The sequence below is a fragment of the Nonomuraea sp. NPDC050786 genome, assembly GCF_040654115.1.
Lineage (GTDB): Bacteria > Actinomycetota > Actinomycetes > Streptosporangiales > Streptosporangiaceae > Nonomuraea.
The window spans coordinates 17,501-37,432 of sequence record NZ_JBFAHJ010000004.1 but is presented as its reverse complement, the minus strand read 5'-3'; the positions used below and the strand labels follow the sequence as shown (position 1 = coordinate 37,432).

Genomic DNA, 19,932 nt, shown 5'->3' with positions numbered 1-19,932 from the left:
GGTCGTGAAGGCTCACGGGTCGCCCGCCGTGACGACGCGTCTTCTCGACCGGCTGGGTGGTGAAAAGCCCGCGGCCTCAGAAGAGGTCCGGGAGGTCCGGTAGCAGGAACCGGCGATCGGGGTCGTAGTCCAGGTCGCCGGGAAGGTCCTCGGTCCGGCGCAGGCCGACGGCGGGGACGTTCTCCACCATGAGGTAGAGGAGCGACGACATGGTGGTGGCGCAGACGATCTCGCCGTTCTCGATGAGCTTGCGCAGCCCCGAGACGTGGACCCACTCGACCCGCTCCGCCTCCCACGGGTCCGTGGGCGGCCCCATGCGGGTGGCCGAGTCGGCGCGGTAGACGTGGTGGAGATTGTCGGCGATGCCGTTCGCCGGCTGGATCGACAGGAGCGGGCGCAGCGGCCCGGGGCGCCAGCCGGTCTCCTCCTCGACCTCGCGCGCCGCCGCGTCGCGAGGCATCTCGCCCTCTTCCACCCGCCCGAACGGGATCTCCCACCCCCAGCTGTCGGTGATGAAGCGGTGCCGCCAGATCAGCAGCACCTGCTCCCGGCCGTCGGTGACGACCGCGCCCGCGCCGGGTGCCGTGCGGACGAGCCGGTGGTCGAGGCGGCGCCCGTCGGGCAGCTCCACATCGGCGACGCGGATGTCCAGCCACTGGTCGGCATAGAGCGACCTCTCGGAGTGGACCTCCCACCGCATGCGACCGACCTCCGCGCCAAGGCGAGATGTTGACCTTACGTTACAAGGGTCGACGCTCCGTACGCGAGAGGTCCGCGGCGGTCATTTCCGCAGGTCGACATCCAGCGACAGCGGCGAGAGACGGACGTCGCAGGTGCGGAAACGGGTCTGCGCGACGAGACCCTCGAACTCGCTCTTGGTGTACGCCTGCCGCGGCAGGAACGACCGCAACACGTACTTCGTGAACGCCTTGGAGAGCCCGCCGAGCCCCATCCGGTCCACGTCCTCGTCCACGGCCTCCTTCGACACGTCGCGGCGCAGGTCGTTGATGAGGGCGCGGCCGCCGGGCCGCAGCACCCGGTGCATCTCCTGGAGAGCCCCGACGGGATCGGAGAAGTTCTTGAACGCCGCGCAGCAGACGACGAAGTCGAAGCTCTCGTCCTCGAACGGCATCGCGGAGGCGTTCCCGACCCGGAAGTCGACCTCGACCCCGGCCTCGGCCGCCTTCTCGCGAGCGATCTCGACGAACGTCTCGCTGATGTCGAGCCCCGTGACCGTGTAGTCGCCGGTCCTGGCCAGGGCGATCGACAGGTAGCCGGGCCCGGGGGCCACCTCCAGGATCTCGCTCCCAGGCGCGGTGCGCTCCCGCACTTGGACGGCCTGCTCGGCGAACCTGTCGGGCGATCTGCCGGTGTTCGTGGCGTACCAGCGGGCGATCGGGCCCTCCATGCCTACGCCTTTGTATCCCTTGTCGTTCTTCGTCATGACAAACACGATATATCGCGTATGAGCGCTGTCAAGACATATCTCGAGACGCCCATGGCGAAAATCGGGCGGCGTGTCGCGCGAGGAAGTGGAGATTTGCCCCGGTACGGTAGGCGGATCGCGTGGGGAGACCGGGCAAGTCGGCACGATCTGTCCCTGTGGTCTGGTGGAATCTAGTGCTGTGAGTGGTCAGACCTGGCGTTTGGTGCGGCGTGGCAGCGATGGCCCTGTTGTGCCCCCTGTGCTCGACGAGCACCAGCGTGCCGTGGTCGCCCACGGGAGCGGCCCGCTGCTCGTTCTCGCAGGTCCCGGCACCGGCAAGACCACCACGATCGTGGAGAGCGTGGTCGACAGGATAGAGCGGCGCGGCCTCGACCCCGAGCGCGTGCTCATCCTCACCTTCAGTCGCAAGGCCGCCGAGGAGCTGCGGCAGCGCGTCACCGCCCGCCTGCGCCGCACCACCCGCACGCCCCTGGCCCTCACCTTCCACTCCTACGCGTACGCGCTGCTGCGCCGGGAGTCCGTGCTCGAGGGCAAGGCCCCGCCGCGCCTGCTGACCGGCCCCGAGCAGCTGCTGGAGATCCGCCGGCTGCTCCACGGCGAGCTGGAGAGCGGCGCGCTCGACTGGCCGGTGTCGCTGCGCGAGCCGCTCAAGACCCGGGGGTTCGCCGAGGAGCTGCGCGACTTCCTGTCCAGGGCCAACGAGCGCGGGCTCGACGGCGAGCGGCTGGTCGCGCTCGGCAGGCTGCACGGCAGGAGCGACTGGGTGGCGGCCGGCCGGTTCGCCGAGCGCTACCAGGACAGGTTCGACCTCGACCCGGAGGAGACCTACGACTACGCCGAGCTGATCGGGGCCGCCTCCGCGCTCCTGGCCAGGCCGGAGGTGCGGGAGCGGGAGCGGGCGGCGCACGACGTGGTGTTCGTGGACGAATACCAGGACACCGACCCCGCCCAAGAGCTGCTGCTGGCCCACCTGGCGGGAGACGGCCGCGACCTGGTCGCGGTGGGCGACCCCGACCAGTCGATCTACGGGTTCAGGGGCGCCGACGTGCAGGGCATCATGAAGTTCCCCGAGCGCTTCAAGACCCGTGACGGCCGCGACGCGCCGGTGCTGGCGCTGCGGGTGTGCCGCAGGAGCGGGGCCGACCTGCTCGAGGCCTCCCGCCGGGTCGCGGCCCGCCTGCCCGTCGCCCCCATGCCCGACCACGCGTACGGGCACGAGCACGACCACCGCGACCTGGTGCCGCTGCCCGAGTCCGACCCCGGTGACGCACGGGTCCTCCTGGCCGACAGCACCAGCCAGGAGGCGGCGATCGTGGCCGACACGCTGCGCCGCGCCCACCTGATCGAGGGGGTGCCGTGGCACCGGATGGCCGTGCTGGTGCGCTCGGCCAAACGCCAGGTGCCGCTGCTGCGGCGGGCGCTGCTCAACGCGGGCGTGCCCACGATGATCGCGGGCGACGAGGTGCCGATCGCGCAGGAGCCCGGCGTGCGGCCGCTGCTCACCATGCTCCGGGTGGCCCTGGATCCGGCCCAGCTCGACGAGGGCGTCGCCGAGGAGCTGCTGACGGGGCCGCTCGGTGGCACGGACATGATCGGCGTACGGCGCCTCCGCCGCGCACTCAAGATCGCTGAGAACGAGGCGGAGGGCACCCGGTCGTCAGGGGAGCTGCTGGTCGCGGCCCTCCAGGACGTCCGCGAGCTGACCCGGGTGGAGCCCCACATCGCCCTGCCTGCCGAACGCGTGGCCAGGCTGCTCGCCGCCGCCCGCGAGGCCGCGGCGCAGGAAGGCACCGCCGAAGACCTCCTGTGGACCGTGTGGCACGCCAGCGGCCTGGCCGAGCGCTGGACCGAGATGAGCATGCACGGCGGCCCCAGGGGGGCGCAGGCCGACCGTGACCTGGACGCCGTGGTGGCGCTGTTCGATCACGCGGCCAGGTTCGTGGACCGGATGCCCATGGCGGGGCCCGAGGTGTTCATCGACGACCTGGCCGCCCAGGAGATCCCCGGCGACACGCTGGCCGACCGGGCCCCCGACGGCGACGCCGTACGCGTGCTGACCGCCCACCGCTCCAAGGGCCTCGAATGGGACGTCGTGGTCGTCGCGGGCGTGCAGGAGGGTGTCTGGCCCGACCTGCGCCTGCGCGGCTCCCTGCTCGGCGTGGAGGACCTCGTCGAGGTGGTCGAGGGCACCGAGCCCAACGCCGCCTCCCTGGTCTCCAAGCTGCTGGCCGAGGAGCGCAGGCTGTTCTACGTGGCCGTCACCCGGGCCAGGCGCAGGCTCGTGGTGACCGCGGTGGGCGGCGAGGACACCGACGAGCGGCCGTCCAGGTTCCTGTCGGAGCTGATGCCGGGCGCGGTGGAGTCGGCCACGGTCGACGACCGCGCCCGGTGGCTGAACATGTCCGCGCTGGTGGCCGACCTCCGCAGCGCGGTGACCGATCCCACCAAGCCCCGAAAAATCCGCCAAAATGCCGCCAAGCAGCTCGCCCGGCTCGCCGCCGCCGGCGTCCAGGGCGCCCACCCCAACGACTGGTACGCCCTCACGCCCATCTCCGACGACCGCCCCCTGAGCTGGCCCGACGACATCGTGAACATCTCGCCCTCGGCGGTCGAGAGCTTCACCAAGTGCGGCCTGCGCTGGCTCCTCGAGACGGCCGTCGGCGCCGCGGGCACCAGCACCGCCCAGGGCCTCGGCAACATCATCCACGCCCTGGCCGTCCTGGCCGCCACCGACCTGCCCAGCGAGGACCTCCTGGGCGACCGCCTCGACCAGGTCTGGAACGACCTCGACTTCGGCGGCGTCTGGTACAACCGCAAGCAGCGCCAGGTCGCCGAGCAGATGATCGGCAAGTTCCTGCGCTGGCACAAGGAAAATCCGCGCGAGCTGGTGGCCATGGAGGAGGCGTTCACGGCGATGGTGTCGGAGGGCGTCCAGATCAAGGGCCGCGTCGACCGGGTCGAGCGCGACTCCGACAACCGCGCCGTGATCATCGACCTCAAGACCGGCGGCTCCAAGCCCAGGGCCGGCGAGCTCGACCGCCATCCCCAGCTCGGCGTCTACCAGCTCGCCGCGCTGCTCGGCGCGTTCGCGCGGCACGGCATGACCGAGCCGGGCGGCGCCGCGCTGGTCCAGGTCGGCAAGGCGGCGGGCAAGAAGGAGGCGCTGGAGCAGAGCCAGCCCCCGCTGTCGGAGGACAAGAATCCCGGCTGGGCCAAGGACCTGGTCGACACGGTGGCGACCGGCATGTCGGGGCCGTTCTTCCAGGCCAAGGTCAACGACGGCTGCCGCACGTGCGCGGCCAGGGCGAGCTGCCCGGTCAACGACAACGGGGGCCAGGTGTGCTGACCCCCGCCGAACTCGCCGGCAAGCTCGGCATCCTGCCGCCCACCCGTGAGCAGGCCGCGGTCATCGAGTCCCCGCTGGAGCCGATGGTCGTCATGGCCGGCGCGGGCTCGGGCAAGAGCGAGACCATGGCCGGGCGCGTGGTCTGGCTCGTCGCCAACGGCCTCGTCAAACCCGAGAACGTGCTGGGCCTGACCTTCACCCGCAAGGCCGCCGCCGAGCTGGCCACCAGGGTCAGGGAGCGGCTGACCGGCCTGGCCGAGGCCGGCCTGGTCGAGCCGGGCGCGCTCGACAACGAGCCGACGGTGTCCACCTACCACGCCTACGCCGCCCGCCTGGTCACCGACCACGCCCTGCGCGAGGGCCTCGAGCCGACCATGCGCCTGGTCACGCCGGCCGTGTCGTGGCAGCTCGCCTCGCGGGTGGTGGCGATGTACGACGGGCCGATGGACCGCATCGAGCTGGGCCCGCCGTCGGTCACCGCGGCGGTGCTGGAGCTCGCCGGCGAGCTGTCGGAGCACCTGCGCACGTCCGGCGACGTGCGCCGGGTGGGGGAGTGGCTCCAGGACCGGCACGACGCGCTGACCGGCAGGACGACCGTGGCCCAGCGCAAGCCGCTCGGCGTGCAGGCCGCCAGGGAGCAGCTGCTGCCGCTGGTGGAGGCGTACGAACGGCTCAAGCGTGCCCGGGAGGTCATCGACTACGGCGACCAGATGTCGCTGGCCGCGCGGATCGCCGCCAACCACAAGGAGGTCGGCGAGATCGAGCGCGCCCGCTACTCCGTGGTCCTGCTCGACGAATACCAGGACACCAGCCATGCCCAGCTCGTCCTGCTCCGCTCCCTGTACGGCGGCGGCCACCCCGTCACCGCCGTGGGCGACCCCTGCCAGTCGATCTACGGCTGGCGCGGCGCCTCCGCGGGAAACCTGCGCCGCTTCCCGCGTGACTTCCGCACCAGCACCGGTGACGCCGCCGAGGTCCGCCAGCTCAGCGTCAGCTTCCGCAACGGCGACCGCGTCCTCGACGTCGCCGCCCGCGTCCAGCTCCCGCTGCGCATGGAGGCCCGCGAGGTGCCGGTGCTGGTCCCCGGCCCCAACCGGGTCGACCGGGGCCGCGTCACGTGCGCCTTCCACGAGACCGCCGAGGACGAGGCCAAGTGGATCGCCGACGGCATCGCCAAGATCCTCGGCCAGGAGGTGGCGCCCGACGGCATGCCCTGGGGCGAGAAGGAGCGCAAGAAGACGCTGGCCATCCAGCCCCAGGACGTGGCGATCCTCGCGCGCAAGCGATCGCAGTTCCCCGCGCTGCGCAGGGCGCTCGAGGAGCGCGACATCCCGGTCGAGGTGGTCGGGCTCGGCGGCCTGCTGACCGTGCCCGAGGTGACCGACATCGTGGCCACGCTCCGCGTCCTGTACGACCCGACGGCGGGCGACGCGCTGGCCAGGCTCCTGGCCGGGCCGCGCTGGCGGATCGGCCCGGCCGACCTGCGGGTGCTGGGGGAGCAGGCCAGGCAACTGGCCCGCGAGCTGAGCGAGAGCGGGCGCGAGGAGGACCCGCTCGACCAGGTGGTGGCCGACCTGGCCGAGGAGCGCGGCAGCCTGGTCGACGCGCTGGACGAGCTGCCCGACAGGGAGGAGTGGCTGGAGCCGTTCTCGCCGCTGGCCCGCACCAGGCTCGTCGCGCTCGCCCAGGAGCTGCGCCGGCTGCGGGCGCACACCGCGCAGCCGCTCCCCGACCTGATCACCGAGGTCGAGCGGACGCTTGGGCTCGACGTCGAGGTGGCCGCGCGCAGCGGGACGGCGAGCGCGTTCGCGGCGCGGGCCGACCTGGACGCGTTCATCGACGCGGCGTCCAGGTTCGCGGGCGACGCCGAGGACCCGACGCTCGGGGCGTTCCTGGCCTACCTGCAGGCGGCGGAGAGCGAGGAGTTCGGGCTGGAGGCGGGCCGGGTCGGCGAGAGCAACAGCGTCAAGCTCATGACCGTGCACGCCTCCAAGGGCCTGGAGTGGCCGGTCGTGGTCGTGCCGGGCCTGTCGCAGCTCGTCAGCTCCAAGGGGACGATCGCGACCGGCAGCATCTTCCCCGCCACACCGGTCATGAACAGCCGCTGGACCGAAAACCCGCGCAAGCTCCCCTATGCCCTGCGCGGCGACGCCGCCGACCTGCCCCGGCTGAGCGGGCTGAGCAAGGAGGAGCTGGCCGCGTTCGACGAGCTCTGCCGCGAGCGCGACCTGATGGAGGAGCGCAGGCTGGCGTACGTGGCCGTCACCCGCGCCCACTACCACCTCATCGCCTCCGGCTACCGCTGGGGCAGCGCCACCAAGCCCCTGGAGCCGTCCGACTTCCTGCTGGAGATCCGCGACACCGCCGACCGCGTCTCCTTCTGGGCCGACCAGCAGGCGGAGGGCGCCACCAACCCGCTGCTCGCCGAGCCCGCCGAGGCCGTCTGGCCGGTCACGCCCGAGGGCCTGCGCTACGAGTCCGTGCTGGACGGCGCCAGGCTCGTCGAGGACGCGCTGGCGGGCACGCTCCCGGAGGAGGAGGACGAGCCGCTGCGGGCGTTCGAGGAGGAGCGCCTGCGGGCCTGGGAGCGCGACACCGACCTGCTGCTGCGCGAGCGCGAGCTGAACCGCCGCCGGCCCGCCACGGTCGTCGAGCTGCCGACGAAGCTGACCGTGTCGTCGCTGGTCACGCTGGCCGGCGACCCGCGCGAGCTGGCCCGCAGGATCCGCCGTCCCGTGCCGGTCAAGCCCGCGCCGCTGGCGCGCCGGGGCACGTCGTTCCACAAGTGGCTGGAGACGCGCTGGGACCAGCAGCGGCTGATCGACGACCTGGAGCTGTACGACGAGGAGCTCGAAGAGGCCGATGTGCGCCTGGCGGAGCTGCAAGAGCGGTTCGAGGCGAGCGAGTGGGCCGATCGGCGGCCGCTCGACCTGGAGGTGCCGTTCGAGACGATGATCGCTGACCGGCTGGTGCGCGGGCGGATGGACGCGGTCTTCGAGCTGCCCGACGGCGGCTACGAGGTGGTCGACTGGAAGACCGGCCAGCCGCCCAAGGGCAAGGCCGCCAGGGTGGCGTCGGTGCAGCTGGCCGCGTACCGGCTGGCCTGGTCGCACCTGGCGGGCGTGCCGCTGGAGAAGGTGCGGGCGGCCTTCCACTACGTACGCGCCAACCGCACCGTGCGGCCCGTCAACCTGCTCGACGCCGACGGCCTGGTCGCGCTCATCGAGGGCGTCAGGCTCCTAGATAGTGGAACGCCGGCTTCGGATGCATGAGGAAGTCGTGGTGCGAGATGTTCCAGGCGTAGGCGCCAGCCATCTCGAACACCACCGTGTCCCCGATGTACGCCGAGCTCACGATTTTTCGGGAGAAAACGTCTTTTGGGGTGCATAGCTGGCCGACGAAAGTGATCGGCTCGTCGGCCACGCCCTGCCCCTTGCCCGTCGGCAGGATCGTGAACGGCTGGTCGTGGCCCTTGGTCACCGGCGTGCGCAGGTGGTGGGTGCCGCCCAGCAGGACCGCGTACGCCTCGCCGCGCACCCGCTTGACGTCCACGACTCTGGTCACGTAGTAGCCGCAGTACGCGGTCAGCGCCCTGCCGGGCTCGATCCGCAGCGTCCGCCCCCGGCCGAGCGCCGCCAGCCCGCGCCCGTAGCCCGCCCAGTCGAAGCGCGACCCGGGCGAGGCGTACGAGACCGCCATGCCGCCGCCCAGGTTGACCTCGTCGTACCCGTTGTCCAGCAGGGTTTCGGCCAGGCAGAGGAGCTGGGCCGCGGCCAGGCCGCTGGCCAGGTGGGTGTGCAGGCCGCGCAGCCGTACCCGATCGGTGAACAGCGGCAGGCACTCGGCCACGCCCTGCTCGTCCATGCCGAACGGCCCGCTCATCGTGAGCGCGGCGCCCTCGACGGGGAGGTCCGGGTTGAGCCTGAGCAGCACGTCGGCCTCCAGACCGGTGTCGAGGAGGCGGCGCAGCTCGTTCGGGGACTCGACGTGGACGCGGTGGTGGGGCAGGCGCAGTTCGGCGTCGGTCTTGCCGGGGCCGCCGAGCGCCAGCGGCTTGCCCGGGAACAGGGCGGTGACATGCGCGTGCTCGCCGCCCGACGACACCTCGAACCCGTCCACGTGGCCCGCCAGCACGCGCAGCAGCTCGGCGTCCGGATTGGCCTTGACGGCGTAGTACAGCTCGATGCCTGGGAGCGCCCGCCGTACGGACGCGGCGTGCTCGTCCAGCGCGAACAGGTCGTAAAGGTAGGCGGGGGCCTCGGGCAGGCGCAGGGCGGCGTCCCGGACGCGGTCGGCGATCATGCGAGCGGGTTCGCGATCGGGACGTAACCGGCGGCGCGGTCGGCGGCCCTGGCCCAGCGGACGCCCAGGTTCGCCTTGGCGGGCAGCGGCGCCCCGGCCAGCAGGTCCGACAGGGGCAGCGGCCGGCCGAGCTCCTCGGCCTGGCGGGCGAGCAGGTCGCGGGCGGTCCCCCACAGCTCGCGCAGCAGCCCGTCGTCCGGCCCCGCCAGCGTGGCGGCGATCTCGGTGAGGTGGTTGACGAGCAGGCAGTAGACCACCCGCCCCCAGCCGCGCTCCGCGTCGTAGGTGAGCGCCCCGGCCACCTCGGGGTGCAGGCCGGTGAGGTCGTGGCGGCCCGCGACCAGCTTGGTGCCCTCCAGGTCGCGGAAGACGGCCTGCGCGGGCAGGCCGTCGGCGTCCAGGCCGACCAGGACGTTCTGGAGATGGGGTTCGAGCACCACGCCGTGCCTGAAGTACAGCTCCAGCACGGGCAGCGCGACCGCCGTCACGTACGCGTGCCACCAGGCGAGCGGCTCCTTCGCCGACACGTCCAGGGCGAGCGCGGCGGCCAGCACGGGGGTCACGCCGGGGTCGCAGACAGCCCAGGGGCTCTGCCTGACGATCACTCCCAGGCCCTCGTGGAGCCGGGGGCCGAGGGCGGCCGAGCGGTAGCCGGGCTCGGGGAGCCAGCGGGTGGCGGGGTGCTTGACGGATATTTCCTCAAAAATCGGCGTCAGCCGGGAGGTGAGCTCGACGGCCCCGGCCAGCTCGTACCAGGCGTTCTTGCGCACGCAGTTGGTGATCCGCACGTCCAGGGAGAACTTCAGACAGACCTCCGCCTCGGGGGCGTAGACGGTCCGCACGGACGAGGTCGGCATGACCGCCGGTCCCGGCCCCAGGTCGACCAGCTCGGACCCGAACGCCGGCCGCAGCAGCTCGAGCTGCCACGGATGCGCCGGGAGCAGCCGGTACCCGGCGGGCGCCGCGCCCATCGCATCCAGCACCGACACGTCGCCGTCCTCCGCGAGCACGTCCTCGCGCACGCCGAGCAGCCTGACAGGGAACCGGGCGTGCGCCTCGGGCGCGTACCGCAGCCAGCCGTCCCCACCGCGCGCCTTGGGGCTGGGATGGAACGGATGCCCGTACACCAGCGCCTGCTCCGAGGCCAGCCACGGATCGGCGGGCGGCACGGCCTCCTCCCTGGCCCGCAGGATCGCCGCCACGGCCTCCCGGCTGGCCGCCACCTGCCCGCCGAACTCGCCGTTCTCCCCGTGGAGGTCCGCCTCGGCCAGCCGGACCAGCTCGTCGGTCGTCAACCGCTGCCAGGCGCCGCCTTCCAGGCGCTCAGGCGGGCCGTCGAAGCGCAGCGCCGCACCTCCGTACGTGCGGGCCCGCAGCAGCGTGCCGGCCACCCGCAGCAGCAGGTACGGCGGAGCCGGCCACACCAGCCCGCGCGGCCCGGCCACCTCCCGCACGCAGCAGCGCAGCAGCGCAGCCAGCGTCGCCTCCTCGGCCAGCGCGGGGGCCGCGTCGATGGCCAGACCGTGCATCAAGCTCTCCTCAGGTAGTTGGGCCCGCTGGTGCCGTAGAACTTGTTGACGTCGCGGGCACCGGAACGTTCCTTCGCCACGAGCGTCCCAGCGGTGATCATGGATTTGCCGGTGAGCCTGGCGGCGTCCAGGGTCCTGGCGCGCAGGATCCTCGCCATGGGGTCGTCGCCGTACTCGTCGAGCGCCTCGGCCAGCGTGGCGCGCAGCAGCGCGGCCGCCCGGTCGTGCGGCATCGCCGCGAACGCCACGGCGGCGGCGGCGAGGTGGAGCGTGATGGTCACGAACACGTCGGCCAGCGCGTGCGGGTCGTCGTCGAGCATCCGCCCGTCGGCGAAGTCCGGCACCGCGACCCCGGCGGCGCGCAGCCTCGCGGGCGAGGCCAGCAGCCCGTCGTTGTCCTTGACCAGCAGCCGCATCCGGTCGCCCTGGAAGACCAGGGCGAGATTCTGCTGATGGGCCTCCAGCGCGACGCCGTACCGCACGAAGAGCCGCACGTTCCACCGCAGCAGCAGCCGGAGATAGGCGGGGACGACGTCGCCGAGGTCGGCGAGCACGCCGGGCGCGGCCAGCGCGGCCACCGGCACGATCTCGCCCTCGGGCAGCCGCCGGACCATCCAGGCGAGGTACTCGTGCCCGGCGTGCGCGTAGGTCTGCTCGTCGGCCAGCAGGACGTCCGGATCGGCGAGCTCGCGCAGCAGCAGCTCGGCCTTCGCGCCGTCGGCGAGCGTGCCGGGCTTGATCGAGCGCCGGTTCCGCAGGCCCAGGGTGCTGATCGGCAGCGGGAGCTTGAGATGGGTACGGGGATCGAGCTCGACCGTCCGCATCGACAAGGTGGGTCGCACCGTCACCCGGGCCTCGTCGAGGACCCGTACCCCGTCGATCTTCCGCACCTCGCCGACGGTCAGCGGATGCACCGGGAACAGCACCTCGTCGCTCTCCCAGGGCGCCACGTCGGCGGGAAGACGGGCGGCCGCGCCGGGCACCACGGCCCAGCGCAATTCGAAGGAGGGCGCGAACTCCGGCGCGTAGGCCGGCAGCTCGGCCTCGGACAGCCCCACACGGGCCCGGGAGGTCGGATAGACGGGGTGATCCACGAAGGCGGCGAGCGCCTCATAGGAGGGCTTCCGCGCGAGCACCTCGGCGGCGTGCGCATCATGCAGCTCCAGGGCCCCCAGCGCGGCCAGGCACTCCTCGAAGAAGGCCGACACCCCCTCCGCGTCCGCCGGGTCCGCGACCTCCGCCAGCGTCTCCAGCACCTGCTCCAGCCCCAGCCGCTCGTCCTCAGCGACCACGAAGTCCTGGAACAGAGCCCCGGGGACCAGCCGCACCCATCGCCCGTCCGCCAGCAGCAGCCCCGTGCCGTCCTTGGTCCGGCTGACCCGGGACGACAGCCCGCCGTAGTCCTCGCGCAGCAGCGCGTTCAGCACCCGGGCGGCCAGATAGGCCTCCCGACCGCTCATTCGATCACCCACGGCCGCGAGACCCGGTAGGCCTCGATCGCCGAGTCCACGGCCTCCCGGCTGGAGCCGACGGCCCGTACCACGCCGAGATAGTCCCGGTTGGTGTGCGTGAGGGAGACGACGTCCCCGACGCGCCGCAGGGGCCGGTGCCACAGCCGCACGTCGCCCTCGTCCAGGGCCTCGGTGCCGGGGGCATCCTTGACGGTCCCCGGCCGCTCCGCGACCAGGCTGACCGCGCTCCCGTACGCGGAGGTCCCCGGGACGTCGGGCACGGGCTCGCCGAGATGCACCCGCAGGATCCACTCGAACAGCGGCACGCCGAGCACGTCGCCGAGCAGGAAGTCGCAGTGGTCCCCGATCACCCGGTAGTTCACCTCGACGATCCGAGGGCCGCGCGACGTGACCACGTACTCGGTGTGACAGGCCCCGAACCCGACCCCGAGCGCCCGCAGCGCCCCGAGCACGTGCTCCTGCGACCCGTCCGGCGGCGCCCAGTCGAGCCGCTCCTCGACGAAGTACGGCAGCGCCCCCAACGTCGTCCCGAACCCGCCGAGCACCCGCGGGCCGGAGGAGTCGCCCAGCGTCTCCAGCGTCCGCAGCGGCCCTTCGAGGTACTCCTCGACGACCAGCGCCTCCCCGGGCCGCCGCTTCTTGACCTCGGCGACCGCCCCGGCCAGATCGCGTTCGACGAGCATGACGTCCTCGCTGGCCACGCCCTCGCGCGGCTTCAGCACGACCGGGTACGGCACGTCCGCGGGCACCGGGTCGCCGGGGGCGAGCCGCGTCGACCACACGTGCTCGATCCCGGCCTCGAGGAGCCTGCGACGCATCAGGAACTTGTTCTTGACGGCCAGGCACGCCCGCCAGTCCTTGCCGGGCAGCCCGAAATAGGCGGCCGCCAGCGCGGTCTCCGCCTGCAGGTGGTCGGAGTTGGTGAAGATCGCGTCCGGCCTGCCGAGGTGCTCGACGGCGTCGATCACGGCCCGCGGATCGCGTACGTCGCACGCCACCGCGTGCGGATGCTGCTCCGGCCGATCCGTCAGGATCGTCACCTCACAGCCCAGCGCCTGAGCCGCGGGCAGGAAGCCATCCGTCACGGAATCAGTTCGTTTGAGCGCGGTCAGATAGAGCCGCAACGCCAAGGCACCCCCGGATAATCAGGTAAGGCTAACCTAACTCACCGATCCTAGCCTCAGAAAGATCGCCCCGGTGCGCGGATACCGTAATCGGCGGCTAACTGCGAGGTCATAGGATGACAGGGGATTTGGGGAGGGGGCGGGCTGTGGAGACGACCGCGGAAGAGCAACTCATCGGACCCCTGCTTCTGGCGCGCGGCACGATCGACAGATCATCGGCGCTGCGTGCCAACGAGGGGTGGCTCGAGCGGGCGTGGTCCGATCCGTCGAGCCGGGTGCTGGTGATCGACAACGGTCACACGCTGGTGCGGCGGACGGGCGATGAGGTGCACGCGGTGCTCCTCCCGCCCGGGGAGGCGCCGCCCGGGCCGCGCTATCTGCTCGGGCTGGAGGACGGGGTCGCGTACTTCGCGGTCGCCGCGCCGCTGCCCGGCATCACCACGGGCGACGTCAACGGCCGCGTGACGATCCCGATGAGCCTGGTCGACACGCCGGAGGGCGAGCCGGTGGCGGCCGGGCTGCGCCAGGTGGGCGGCCTGCTCGGCGACCGCGACGCGGGCCTGCTGGTCTACGCCGTGGCGCTGGAGGCCTGGCACACAACCCACGAATACTGCCCGCGCTGCGGCACCCGTACGGACATCCGGGCCGGAGGCCACATCCGGGTCTGCCCGCAGGACTCCAGCCAGCACTTCCCCCGCGTCGACCCCGCGGTCATCATGCTGGTACGCGACGAGGCCGACCGCTGCCTGCTCGCCCGCGGCCCGCAGTGGCCGGAGGGGCGGCTGTCGATCCTGGCGGGGTTCGTGGAGCCGGGGGAGTCGCTGGAGCACGCCGTCGCGCGCGAGGTGGCCGAGGAGGTCGGCATCACCGTCGTCAACCCGCGCTATCTCGGCAGCCAGCCCTGGCCGTTCCCGCGCAGCCTCATGCTCGGCTTCTTCGCCGAGGCCACCTCGACCGACCTCACGCCCGACGCGGAGGAGATCGCCGAGGCCCGCTGGTACTCCCGTGAGGAGCTGGCGCGGGCGCTGGACTCCGGCGAGCTGCGCCTGCCGCCGCCGGTGTCGATAGCCCGCCGCCTGATCGAGACCTGGTACGGCGGCGAGCTGACCGGCGACTGGTGATCAGGCCGCTTCGAGCAGGGCCTTGACCTCGAGGGCGGAGGGGTTGGTCCGGACGATGCGGCCGTTGGGGGTGTCGATCACCACGGTCGGCACCGTCTGGTTGCCGTTGTTGACGCTCATGACGAACTCTGCTGCCGACGGGTCGCGCTCGATGTCGATCTCTCGGAAGCTGATGCCCTCGCGGGTGAGCTGAGACTTGAGCCGCTTGCAGGGGCCGCACCAGGTGGTGCTGTAGACCGTGAGCGCCATGTGGGAGATCCCTCCAAGGTCAGGAATTCAGGCGCTCGGTGCAACAACGCCGCGTGCCGGGTTAATCCCCCCGGCGCGCGGCTTTCACCCGCCGAGGCGTTCGGCGATCCAGGCCTGCACGCGCTCGGCCACGCCCGGCTCGCGGTAGAGCGGGTTGCTGTGGTTGACGCCCGGCTGGGTGATGACGGTCACGGGCACGCCCACCTGTCCCAGCATCGTCTTGAGCAGCTGGCTCTGCACCGGCGGCACGAACTCGTCCTGGGAGTGCACGGTCAGCATCGGAGCGTCCTTGCTGCTGGCGTGCCAGGCCACCTCCATGCTGGCCCAGACCCGCGAGCACTTGCCCTTGGGCTCGCAGCCTCCGGCCAGGCGGATGGCGGCCGTACGGAGCTTGCGCTTGCTGGCGTCGGTGGACTTCTCGCCGTCGGAGTAGGCGCGGAGGGGCGAGATGATCGGCGACAGGCCCACGACGCCCTTGAGCCCGTGGATGCCGTCGCCGTACGTGCCCACCGCCGCCGCGATGTGGCCCCCGGCCGAGAAGCCGACCACCACGTAGTTGCCCGGGTCGAACGCCCACCGGTCGGCGTGCTTGCGGGCCAGCGCTATCGCGGCCAGCGCGTCCGTGCGCTGCGCGGGCCAGGCCGCGTCGCCGGAGAGCCGGTAGTTGAGGTTGAAGACCGTGTAGCCGAGGTCGGCGTACTGGCGGACGATCTCCTTCATGTAGCGCTTGTCGCCGCCCGACCACCAGCCGCCGTGGATCAGGAAGACACCGGGGCGCTGCTGGCCGTCGGGGGTCCACCAGACGTCCATGCTCTGACGTACGTGGGAGCCGTACGAGATGGTCTCATTGGCGAAGCCGCCCAGGCCCTCCTGGTCGATGACGGAGGTGGGGGCAGGCGTCGGCTCCTTGTTCGCACTGGCGGCGACTGGTGTGAGCACGACGGCGGCGAGCGCGAGCACGCTCGCGGAAACCGCTGTTCGCACGGCTTTCCTTTCCCCCATGCAGATGGTCGGCCCCATTGTGGGGGAAGAGACCACTACTTTGCATCTTGCTGGCAGTCAACATACGTCGGCCCGCATGTTGCCAGAATAAAGAGTCTTTCCGCTACACCTGGGAGTATGTACGGGTGAACAACATGGATGACGTCCTGGCCGGCCTCGACCCCGAGCAGCGCGCGGTGGCCGAGGCCGTGCGCGGGCCGGTGTGCGTGCTGGCCGGGGCGGGCACGGGCAAGACCAGGGCGATCACCCATCGCATCGCGTACGCGGTGCGCAGCGGGGTGGTCGACGCGCCGAGCGTGCTCGCTGTGACGTTCACCACTCGCGCGGCGGGAGAGCTGCGCCAGCGCCTGCGCGCGCTGGGGGCGCCGGGCGTGCAGGCCCGCACGTTCCACGCGGCGGCCCTGCGGCAGCTCACGTACTTCTGGCCGCGGGTCATCGGCGGCGAGGCGCCGTCGGTGATCGAGTCCAAGCTGCCGGTGCTGGTGGAGGCCTGCCGCCAGATCCGGAAAAATCCGGATCGGTCCGAGTTGCGGGACATCGCGGCCGAGGTCGAATGGGCCAAGGTCACCCAGATCGGCCCGGAGGACTACGTGGCCGCCGCCGCGAAACACCACCGCACGCCCCCGGTCCCTCCGGAGGAGGTGGCCAGGCTCTATGAGACGTACGAGCAGATCCGGCGCGAGCGCCACCTGGTCGACTTCGAGACCATCCTCGAGCTGACCGCGGCCGTGATGACCGAGCACCAGGAGGTCGCGGCGCAGATCCGCCAGCAGTACCGCTATTTCGTCGTGGACGAGTACCAGGACGTCAACCCGCTGCAGAAGCTCCTGCTCGACACCTGGCTCGGGGGCCGCGACGACATCTGCGTGGTCGGCGACCCCAACCAGACGATCTACTCCTTCACCGGCGCCTCCCCGCGCTACCTGACGGGCTTCGGCGTGGAGCACCCGAACGCCACCGTCATCAAGCTGGTCCGCGACTACCGCTCGACCCCGCAGGTGGTCGACCTCGCCAACCGGATGGTCGCCAGGTCGCCGCACCGGCTCGACCTGGTGGCGCAGCGCCCCGACGGCCCCAAGCCGGTCTTCTCCGACTACGACGACGAGCCCGCCGAGGCCGCGGGGGCGGCCCGCGCGATCAGGAAGCTCCTGGACAAGGGCGTGCCCTCGCGAGAGATCGCGATCCTGTTCCGCGTCAACTCGCAGTCGGAGTCGTACGAGGAGGCGCTGTCCAAGGCCGAGATCCCGTACGTGCTCCGCGGCGCCGAGCGCTTCTTCGACCGCCCCGAGGTACGCCAGGCGGTCGTGCTCCTGCGCGGCGCCGCCCGCTCCTCAGCCGGAGAGCCGCTGGCCTCGGAGGTCCACCACATTCTCAGCGGCGTGGGCCTGACGCCGGTCCCTCCGGGTGGCGGCAAGGCCAGGGAGCGGTGGGAATCCTTGAAGGCCCTGGCCGACCTGGCGGAGGACATGGCCGCCGAGGGCGCCGACCTGCCGACTTACGTGGCCGAGCTGGAACGCCGCGCCTCCGAACAGCACGCCCCGCCCGTGGAGGGCGTCACCCTGGCCTCTCTCCACGCCGCCAAGGGCCTGGAGTGGGACGCCGTCTTCCTGGTCGGCCTGACCGACGGCATGCTCCCGATCATCTACGCCGAGACTCCGGAGCAGATCGAGGAGGAACGCCGCCTCCTCTATGTCGGCATCACCCGCGCCAGGGAGCACCTCTCCCTCTCCTGGGCCGGAGCCCGCGCCCCGGGCGCCCGCAAGACCCGCCGCCCCTCCCGCTTCCTCGACGGCCTCACCGGCCGCGCCCCGTCCCCGTCCCGCCTCTCGCCCTCGTCTCGCGAACGCCGCCCGGTGGCGGCCCCGGTGAGCTGCCGGGTGTGCGCCAAGACCCTGGTGGCGGCCGCCGAGCAGAAGCTGGGCCGCTGCTCGACGTGCCCGGCGGACTACGACGAGGCCCTCCTGGAGCGCCTGAAGGCCTGGCGCACGGCCGCGGCCAAGGAGGCCAAGATCCCGCCGTACGTCATCTTCACGGACGTGACCCTCCAGGCCATCGCGGAGCGCGCGCCGGCGTCCGAGCAGGAGCTGCTGTCGATCGCGGGGGTCGGCAGGGTCAAACTCGACCGCTACGGCGAGGCCGTCCTCGCCCTCTGCCGCACCGACTGATCCCGCACCGGTCTCTCGCCCGCCCTCATCCCACACCGCCCCGCCGTGCCCCCTCGCCCGCAACCCTCCGGGGAAGGCGCAGAAAGGCCGCAGCGCCGTAACAGGAGGGCAACCAGCGCCCGGGATCATCGGACAACGCCCGGCCCACCTTTGGCCGCGTACGGGAGACACGTCAGACTTGTCCCAAATACTGCACAGCACAAAGGGGGGACGGACACGTGAACGAGGCGCTGAAGGAGCTCCTGGACCTGCTCGACCTGGAGCAGATCGAGCTCGACATCTTCCGGGGACGAAGCCCGGAGGAACGCATCCAGCGCGTCTTCGGTGGCCAGGTGGCGGCCCAGGCCCTCGTGGCGGCCGGCCGTACGGTCCCCAAGGACCGTAACGTGCACTCCCTCCACGCGTACTTCATCCGCCCCGGCGACCCCGCCGTCCCGATCGTCTACAACGTGGAGCGCCTGCGCGACGGCCGTTCGTTCACCACCCGCAGGATCGTCGCCATCCAGCACGGCAAGGCGATCTTCACGATGTCGGCGTCGTTCCACATCCCCGAGGAGGGAGTGACGCATCAGGCGTCCGTGATGCCGCAGGTGCCCGACCCTGAGACGCTCCCCACGTTCCAGGACAGGATGTACGAGCTGGCCGGCGACAACCCCGGCCTCCGGGACTGGCTCTCGCGGCCTCGCCCCGTGGACGCCAGGTACGTCTCGCCGCTCACCTGGGAGGCGGTCAAGAACCCCGAGCTGCGCAGCGCCGAGACCAACGTGTGGTTCCGCTATCACGCGGACCTGCCCGACGACCCGCTCCTGCACGTGGTGCTGGCCGCGTACGCCTCCGACTTCACGCTGGTCGACACGATCTTGCTGGCGCATGGGATGGCCTGGGGCGCGTCGAACGTCATGGGCGCCTCGCTGGACCACGCCATGTGGTTCCACCGCCCCTTCCGGGCCGACGACTGGCTGCTCTATGCTCAGGAATCCCCCTGGTCGGGGGGAGCCCGGGGACTTGCTCGCGGTGAGATGTTCACCGCGTCGGGCGAGCTCGTGGTCTCGGTCGTTCAAGAGGCCATGATCCGCCTGACGAAGTAGGCACGAAGTCACCGCCTGCGACGGCCGTCAGACGCGGCCACTTGTTACAAAATCGCAGGTAGAAAATATGTTGCCGGTTCCTGGGTTCCCGGTTTAGGGTCATGGTCAAGCGAGTCGGGACGCACAGTTCCGACGATCTCGAGAGTGGAGGTGAGTCACCAGTGATGAGCATCAAGATGCCGGCCACGCAGTGGCTCGCTTCCGCATGCCGTGACTCGGTGAGGCTCGTCGACGGTCCCACCAAGCTGCGGCAGGAGAGGTCTGCCCGTAGCCAGGCGGCTGCCTACAACCCGCGCGTCCACTTCGGTGCCGCTGTGCAAGCTGCCCCTGCCTACACCGCACGTATCGAACTGCCGGCCAACCAGCTCACCAAGGGTGGACTGTTGGGTCCGCAACCCTGGAGGGATGTACCGGTCATAACCTGACCGGCACATAGAGCCCCCCAGGCCGCGGATCCGCAGACGGATCCGCGGCCTTACTTATTTGTCCGTGATCCCGACCACCCACGAGGTGCCCGACCAAGATCAAAAAGATCGATCAAAAGGAGAAGCAGATGGGGGCGAAGACGATCATGGACCTGATCGACGAAGCCAAGATCCCCTGCCGTACCGACCCTGACCTGTGGTTCGCCGAGTCGCCGGACGACGTGGAGTTCGCGAAGGCGCTCTGCGGCGGCTGCCCCATCCAGAAGGCCTGCCTGGCCCGCGCGCTCGAGCGCGAGGAGCCGTGGGGAGTCTGGGGCGGCGAACTGATCCTCAGGGGAACGATCGTTCCCCGCAAGCGTCCGCGCGGGCGTCCCCGCAAGCACCCGGTCGCTGCCTGACCACCGCATCTACCACCAGAAAGCGAACAGACCAATGAGCACTCAGATCACCAGGAGCCGAGCCGTGCAGGATCTCATCCATGACCTGGTAAATGACCGAATACAAACGCTCCACCGCGAGGCGGAGCACCAACGCCTCATCCTGCGCGTCAGTCGCGTGCAGCGAGCGCGGCGCGAGGTCAAGCGGGCGCACGACCGCCTCCGCGAGGCCCTGAGCCGCCAGATCTGATCCGGGAGATCCTGCCGCCGGCGCAGGATCTCCCG

16 protein-coding genes are annotated in these 19,932 nt (G+C 71.6%); 8 read left to right on the top strand and 8 right to left on the bottom strand.

All coding sequences use genetic code 11. The features are described 5' to 3' along the window. Positions 1-76 precede the first annotated feature (76 nt). On the bottom strand, positions 77-700 hold the full coding sequence (locus AB0H84_RS10115) for an NUDIX hydrolase (RefSeq protein WP_357601069.1): 624 nt from the start codon (positions 698-700) through the stop codon (positions 77-79). Positions 701-781: 81 nt separating this feature from the next. Continuing rightward, positions 782-1,444 (bottom strand): class I SAM-dependent methyltransferase, encoded by a 663-nt coding sequence (locus tag AB0H84_RS10110; protein ID WP_357601066.1) that lies wholly within the window; start codon positions 1,442-1,444, stop codon positions 782-784. Positions 1,445-1,685: 241 nt separating this feature from the next. On the opposite strand from AB0H84_RS10110, the gene AB0H84_RS10105 reads away from it, so the two are divergent. Together AB0H84_RS10105 and AB0H84_RS10100 are read left to right on the top strand one after the other, a co-directional pair. Continuing rightward, entirely contained in the window at positions 1,686-4,793 is a 3,108-nt protein-coding gene (locus AB0H84_RS10105) for an ATP-dependent DNA helicase (protein WP_357601063.1), read from the top strand. Further along, positions 4,787-8,065 (top strand): ATP-dependent DNA helicase, encoded by a 3,279-nt coding sequence (locus tag AB0H84_RS10100; protein ID WP_357601060.1) that lies wholly within the window; start codon positions 4,787-4,789, stop codon positions 8,063-8,065. Before AB0H84_RS10105 ends, AB0H84_RS10100 begins: the two co-directional genes overlap by 7 nt. On the opposite strand, the gene AB0H84_RS10095 is transcribed toward AB0H84_RS10100, so the two are convergent. From AB0H84_RS10095 to AB0H84_RS10080, 4 genes are read right to left on the bottom strand one after another with little or no spacing between them, the layout of a single operon-like run. Beyond that, positions 8,025-9,095 (bottom strand): type III PLP-dependent enzyme, encoded by a 1,071-nt coding sequence (locus AB0H84_RS10095; RefSeq protein ID WP_357601057.1) that lies wholly within the window; start codon positions 9,093-9,095, stop codon positions 8,025-8,027. The two genes, AB0H84_RS10100 and AB0H84_RS10095, sit on opposite strands and share 41 nt — an antisense overlap. Further along, on the bottom strand, positions 9,092-10,624 hold the full coding sequence (locus AB0H84_RS10090) for an IucA/IucC family protein (protein ID WP_357601054.1): 1,533 nt from the start codon (positions 10,622-10,624) through the stop codon (positions 9,092-9,094). The genes AB0H84_RS10095 and AB0H84_RS10090 overlap by 4 nt, the downstream gene beginning before the upstream one ends. Beyond that, complete coding sequence (locus AB0H84_RS10085) at positions 10,624-12,084, bottom strand: IucA/IucC family protein (RefSeq protein ID WP_357601051.1); 1,461 nt, start codon at positions 12,082-12,084, stop codon at positions 10,624-10,626. Before AB0H84_RS10085 ends, AB0H84_RS10090 begins: the two co-directional genes overlap by 1 nt. Then, a complete protein-coding gene (locus tag AB0H84_RS10080) occupies positions 12,081-13,181 on the bottom strand; it encodes a siderophore biosynthesis protein (protein ID WP_357601048.1) in 1,101 nt (366 codons plus the stop codon). The genes AB0H84_RS10085 and AB0H84_RS10080 overlap by 4 nt, the downstream gene beginning before the upstream one ends. A gap of 185 nt (positions 13,182-13,366) precedes the next feature. Between AB0H84_RS10080 and nudC the strand changes: the two genes are divergently transcribed. Then, complete coding sequence (nudC, locus tag AB0H84_RS10075; protein ID WP_357601047.1) at positions 13,367-14,341, top strand: NAD(+) diphosphatase; 975 nt, start codon at positions 13,367-13,369, stop codon at positions 14,339-14,341. On the opposite strand, the gene AB0H84_RS10070 is transcribed toward nudC, so the two are convergent. Further along, positions 14,342-14,590 (bottom strand): mycoredoxin, encoded by a 249-nt coding sequence (locus tag AB0H84_RS10070; RefSeq protein WP_357601044.1) that lies wholly within the window; start codon positions 14,588-14,590, stop codon positions 14,342-14,344. It abuts the gene before it with no gap. 84 nt (positions 14,591-14,674) lie between these two features. After that, the gene (locus AB0H84_RS10065) at positions 14,675-15,574 is read right to left on the bottom strand and encodes an alpha/beta hydrolase (protein WP_357601041.1); all 900 of its coding nucleotides are present in this window, start codon (positions 15,572-15,574) and stop codon (positions 14,675-14,677) included. A gap of 152 nt (positions 15,575-15,726) precedes the next feature. Between AB0H84_RS10065 and AB0H84_RS10060 the strand changes: the two genes are divergently transcribed. The 5 genes from AB0H84_RS10060 to AB0H84_RS10040 all read left to right on the top strand — a co-directional run bounded on the left by AB0H84_RS10060 (position 15,727) and on the right by AB0H84_RS10040 (position 19,897). Next, positions 15,727-17,757 carry an ATP-dependent DNA helicase UvrD2 gene (locus AB0H84_RS10060; protein ID WP_357602015.1) on the top strand — a complete coding sequence of 677 codons (2,031 nt, stop codon included), beginning with the start codon at positions 15,727-15,729 and terminating at the stop codon, positions 17,755-17,757. A gap of 218 nt (positions 17,758-17,975) precedes the next feature. Next, on the top strand, positions 17,976-18,845 hold the full coding sequence (gene tesB / locus AB0H84_RS10055; protein ID WP_357601039.1) for an acyl-CoA thioesterase II: 870 nt from the start codon (positions 17,976-17,978) through the stop codon (positions 18,843-18,845). A 164-nt stretch (positions 18,846-19,009) separates the two neighbouring features. Continuing rightward, on the top strand, positions 19,010-19,270 hold the full coding sequence (locus tag AB0H84_RS10050; RefSeq protein WP_357601036.1) for a hypothetical protein: 261 nt from the start codon (positions 19,010-19,012) through the stop codon (positions 19,268-19,270). 128 nt (positions 19,271-19,398) lie between these two features. Then, positions 19,399-19,668 carry a WhiB family transcriptional regulator gene (locus tag AB0H84_RS10045; protein WP_344992332.1) on the top strand — a complete coding sequence of 90 codons (270 nt, stop codon included), beginning with the start codon at positions 19,399-19,401 and terminating at the stop codon, positions 19,666-19,668. A gap of 64 nt (positions 19,669-19,732) precedes the next feature. Further along, a complete protein-coding gene (locus AB0H84_RS10040; RefSeq protein WP_357601033.1) occupies positions 19,733-19,897 on the top strand; it encodes a hypothetical protein in 165 nt (54 codons plus the stop codon). The last annotated feature ends 35 nt before the right edge of the window (positions 19,898-19,932 follow it).

What these genes read in the sequence shown, in the direction of transcription:
- AB0H84_RS10070 (WP_357601044.1), bottom strand. Translation starts at nt 14,590, where the DNA reads ATGGCGCTCACGGTCTACAGCACCACCTGGTGCGGCCCCTGCAAGCGG.
- AB0H84_RS10060 (WP_357602015.1), top strand. Translation starts at nt 15,727, where the DNA reads ATGGATGACGTCCTGGCCGGCCTCGACCCCGAGCAGCGCGCGGTGGCC.
- AB0H84_RS10085 (WP_357601051.1), bottom strand. Translation starts at nt 12,084, where the DNA reads ATGAGCGGTCGGGAGGCCTATCTGGCCGCCCGGGTGCTGAACGCGCTG.
- AB0H84_RS10090 (WP_357601054.1), bottom strand. Translation starts at nt 10,624, where the DNA reads ATGCACGGTCTGGCCATCGACGCGGCCCCCGCGCTGGCCGAGGAGGCG.
- AB0H84_RS10110 (WP_357601066.1), bottom strand. Translation starts at nt 1,444, where the DNA reads ATGACGAAGAACGACAAGGGATACAAAGGCGTAGGCATGGAGGGCCCG.
- AB0H84_RS10115 (WP_357601069.1), bottom strand. Translation starts at nt 700, where the DNA reads ATGCGGTGGGAGGTCCACTCCGAGAGGTCGCTCTATGCCGACCAGTGG.
- AB0H84_RS10050 (WP_357601036.1), top strand. Translation starts at nt 19,010, where the DNA reads ATGAGCATCAAGATGCCGGCCACGCAGTGGCTCGCTTCCGCATGCCGT.
- AB0H84_RS10045 (WP_344992332.1), top strand. Translation starts at nt 19,399, where the DNA reads ATGGGGGCGAAGACGATCATGGACCTGATCGACGAAGCCAAGATCCCC.
- AB0H84_RS10095 (WP_357601057.1), bottom strand. Translation starts at nt 9,095, where the DNA reads ATGATCGCCGACCGCGTCCGGGACGCCGCCCTGCGCCTGCCCGAGGCC.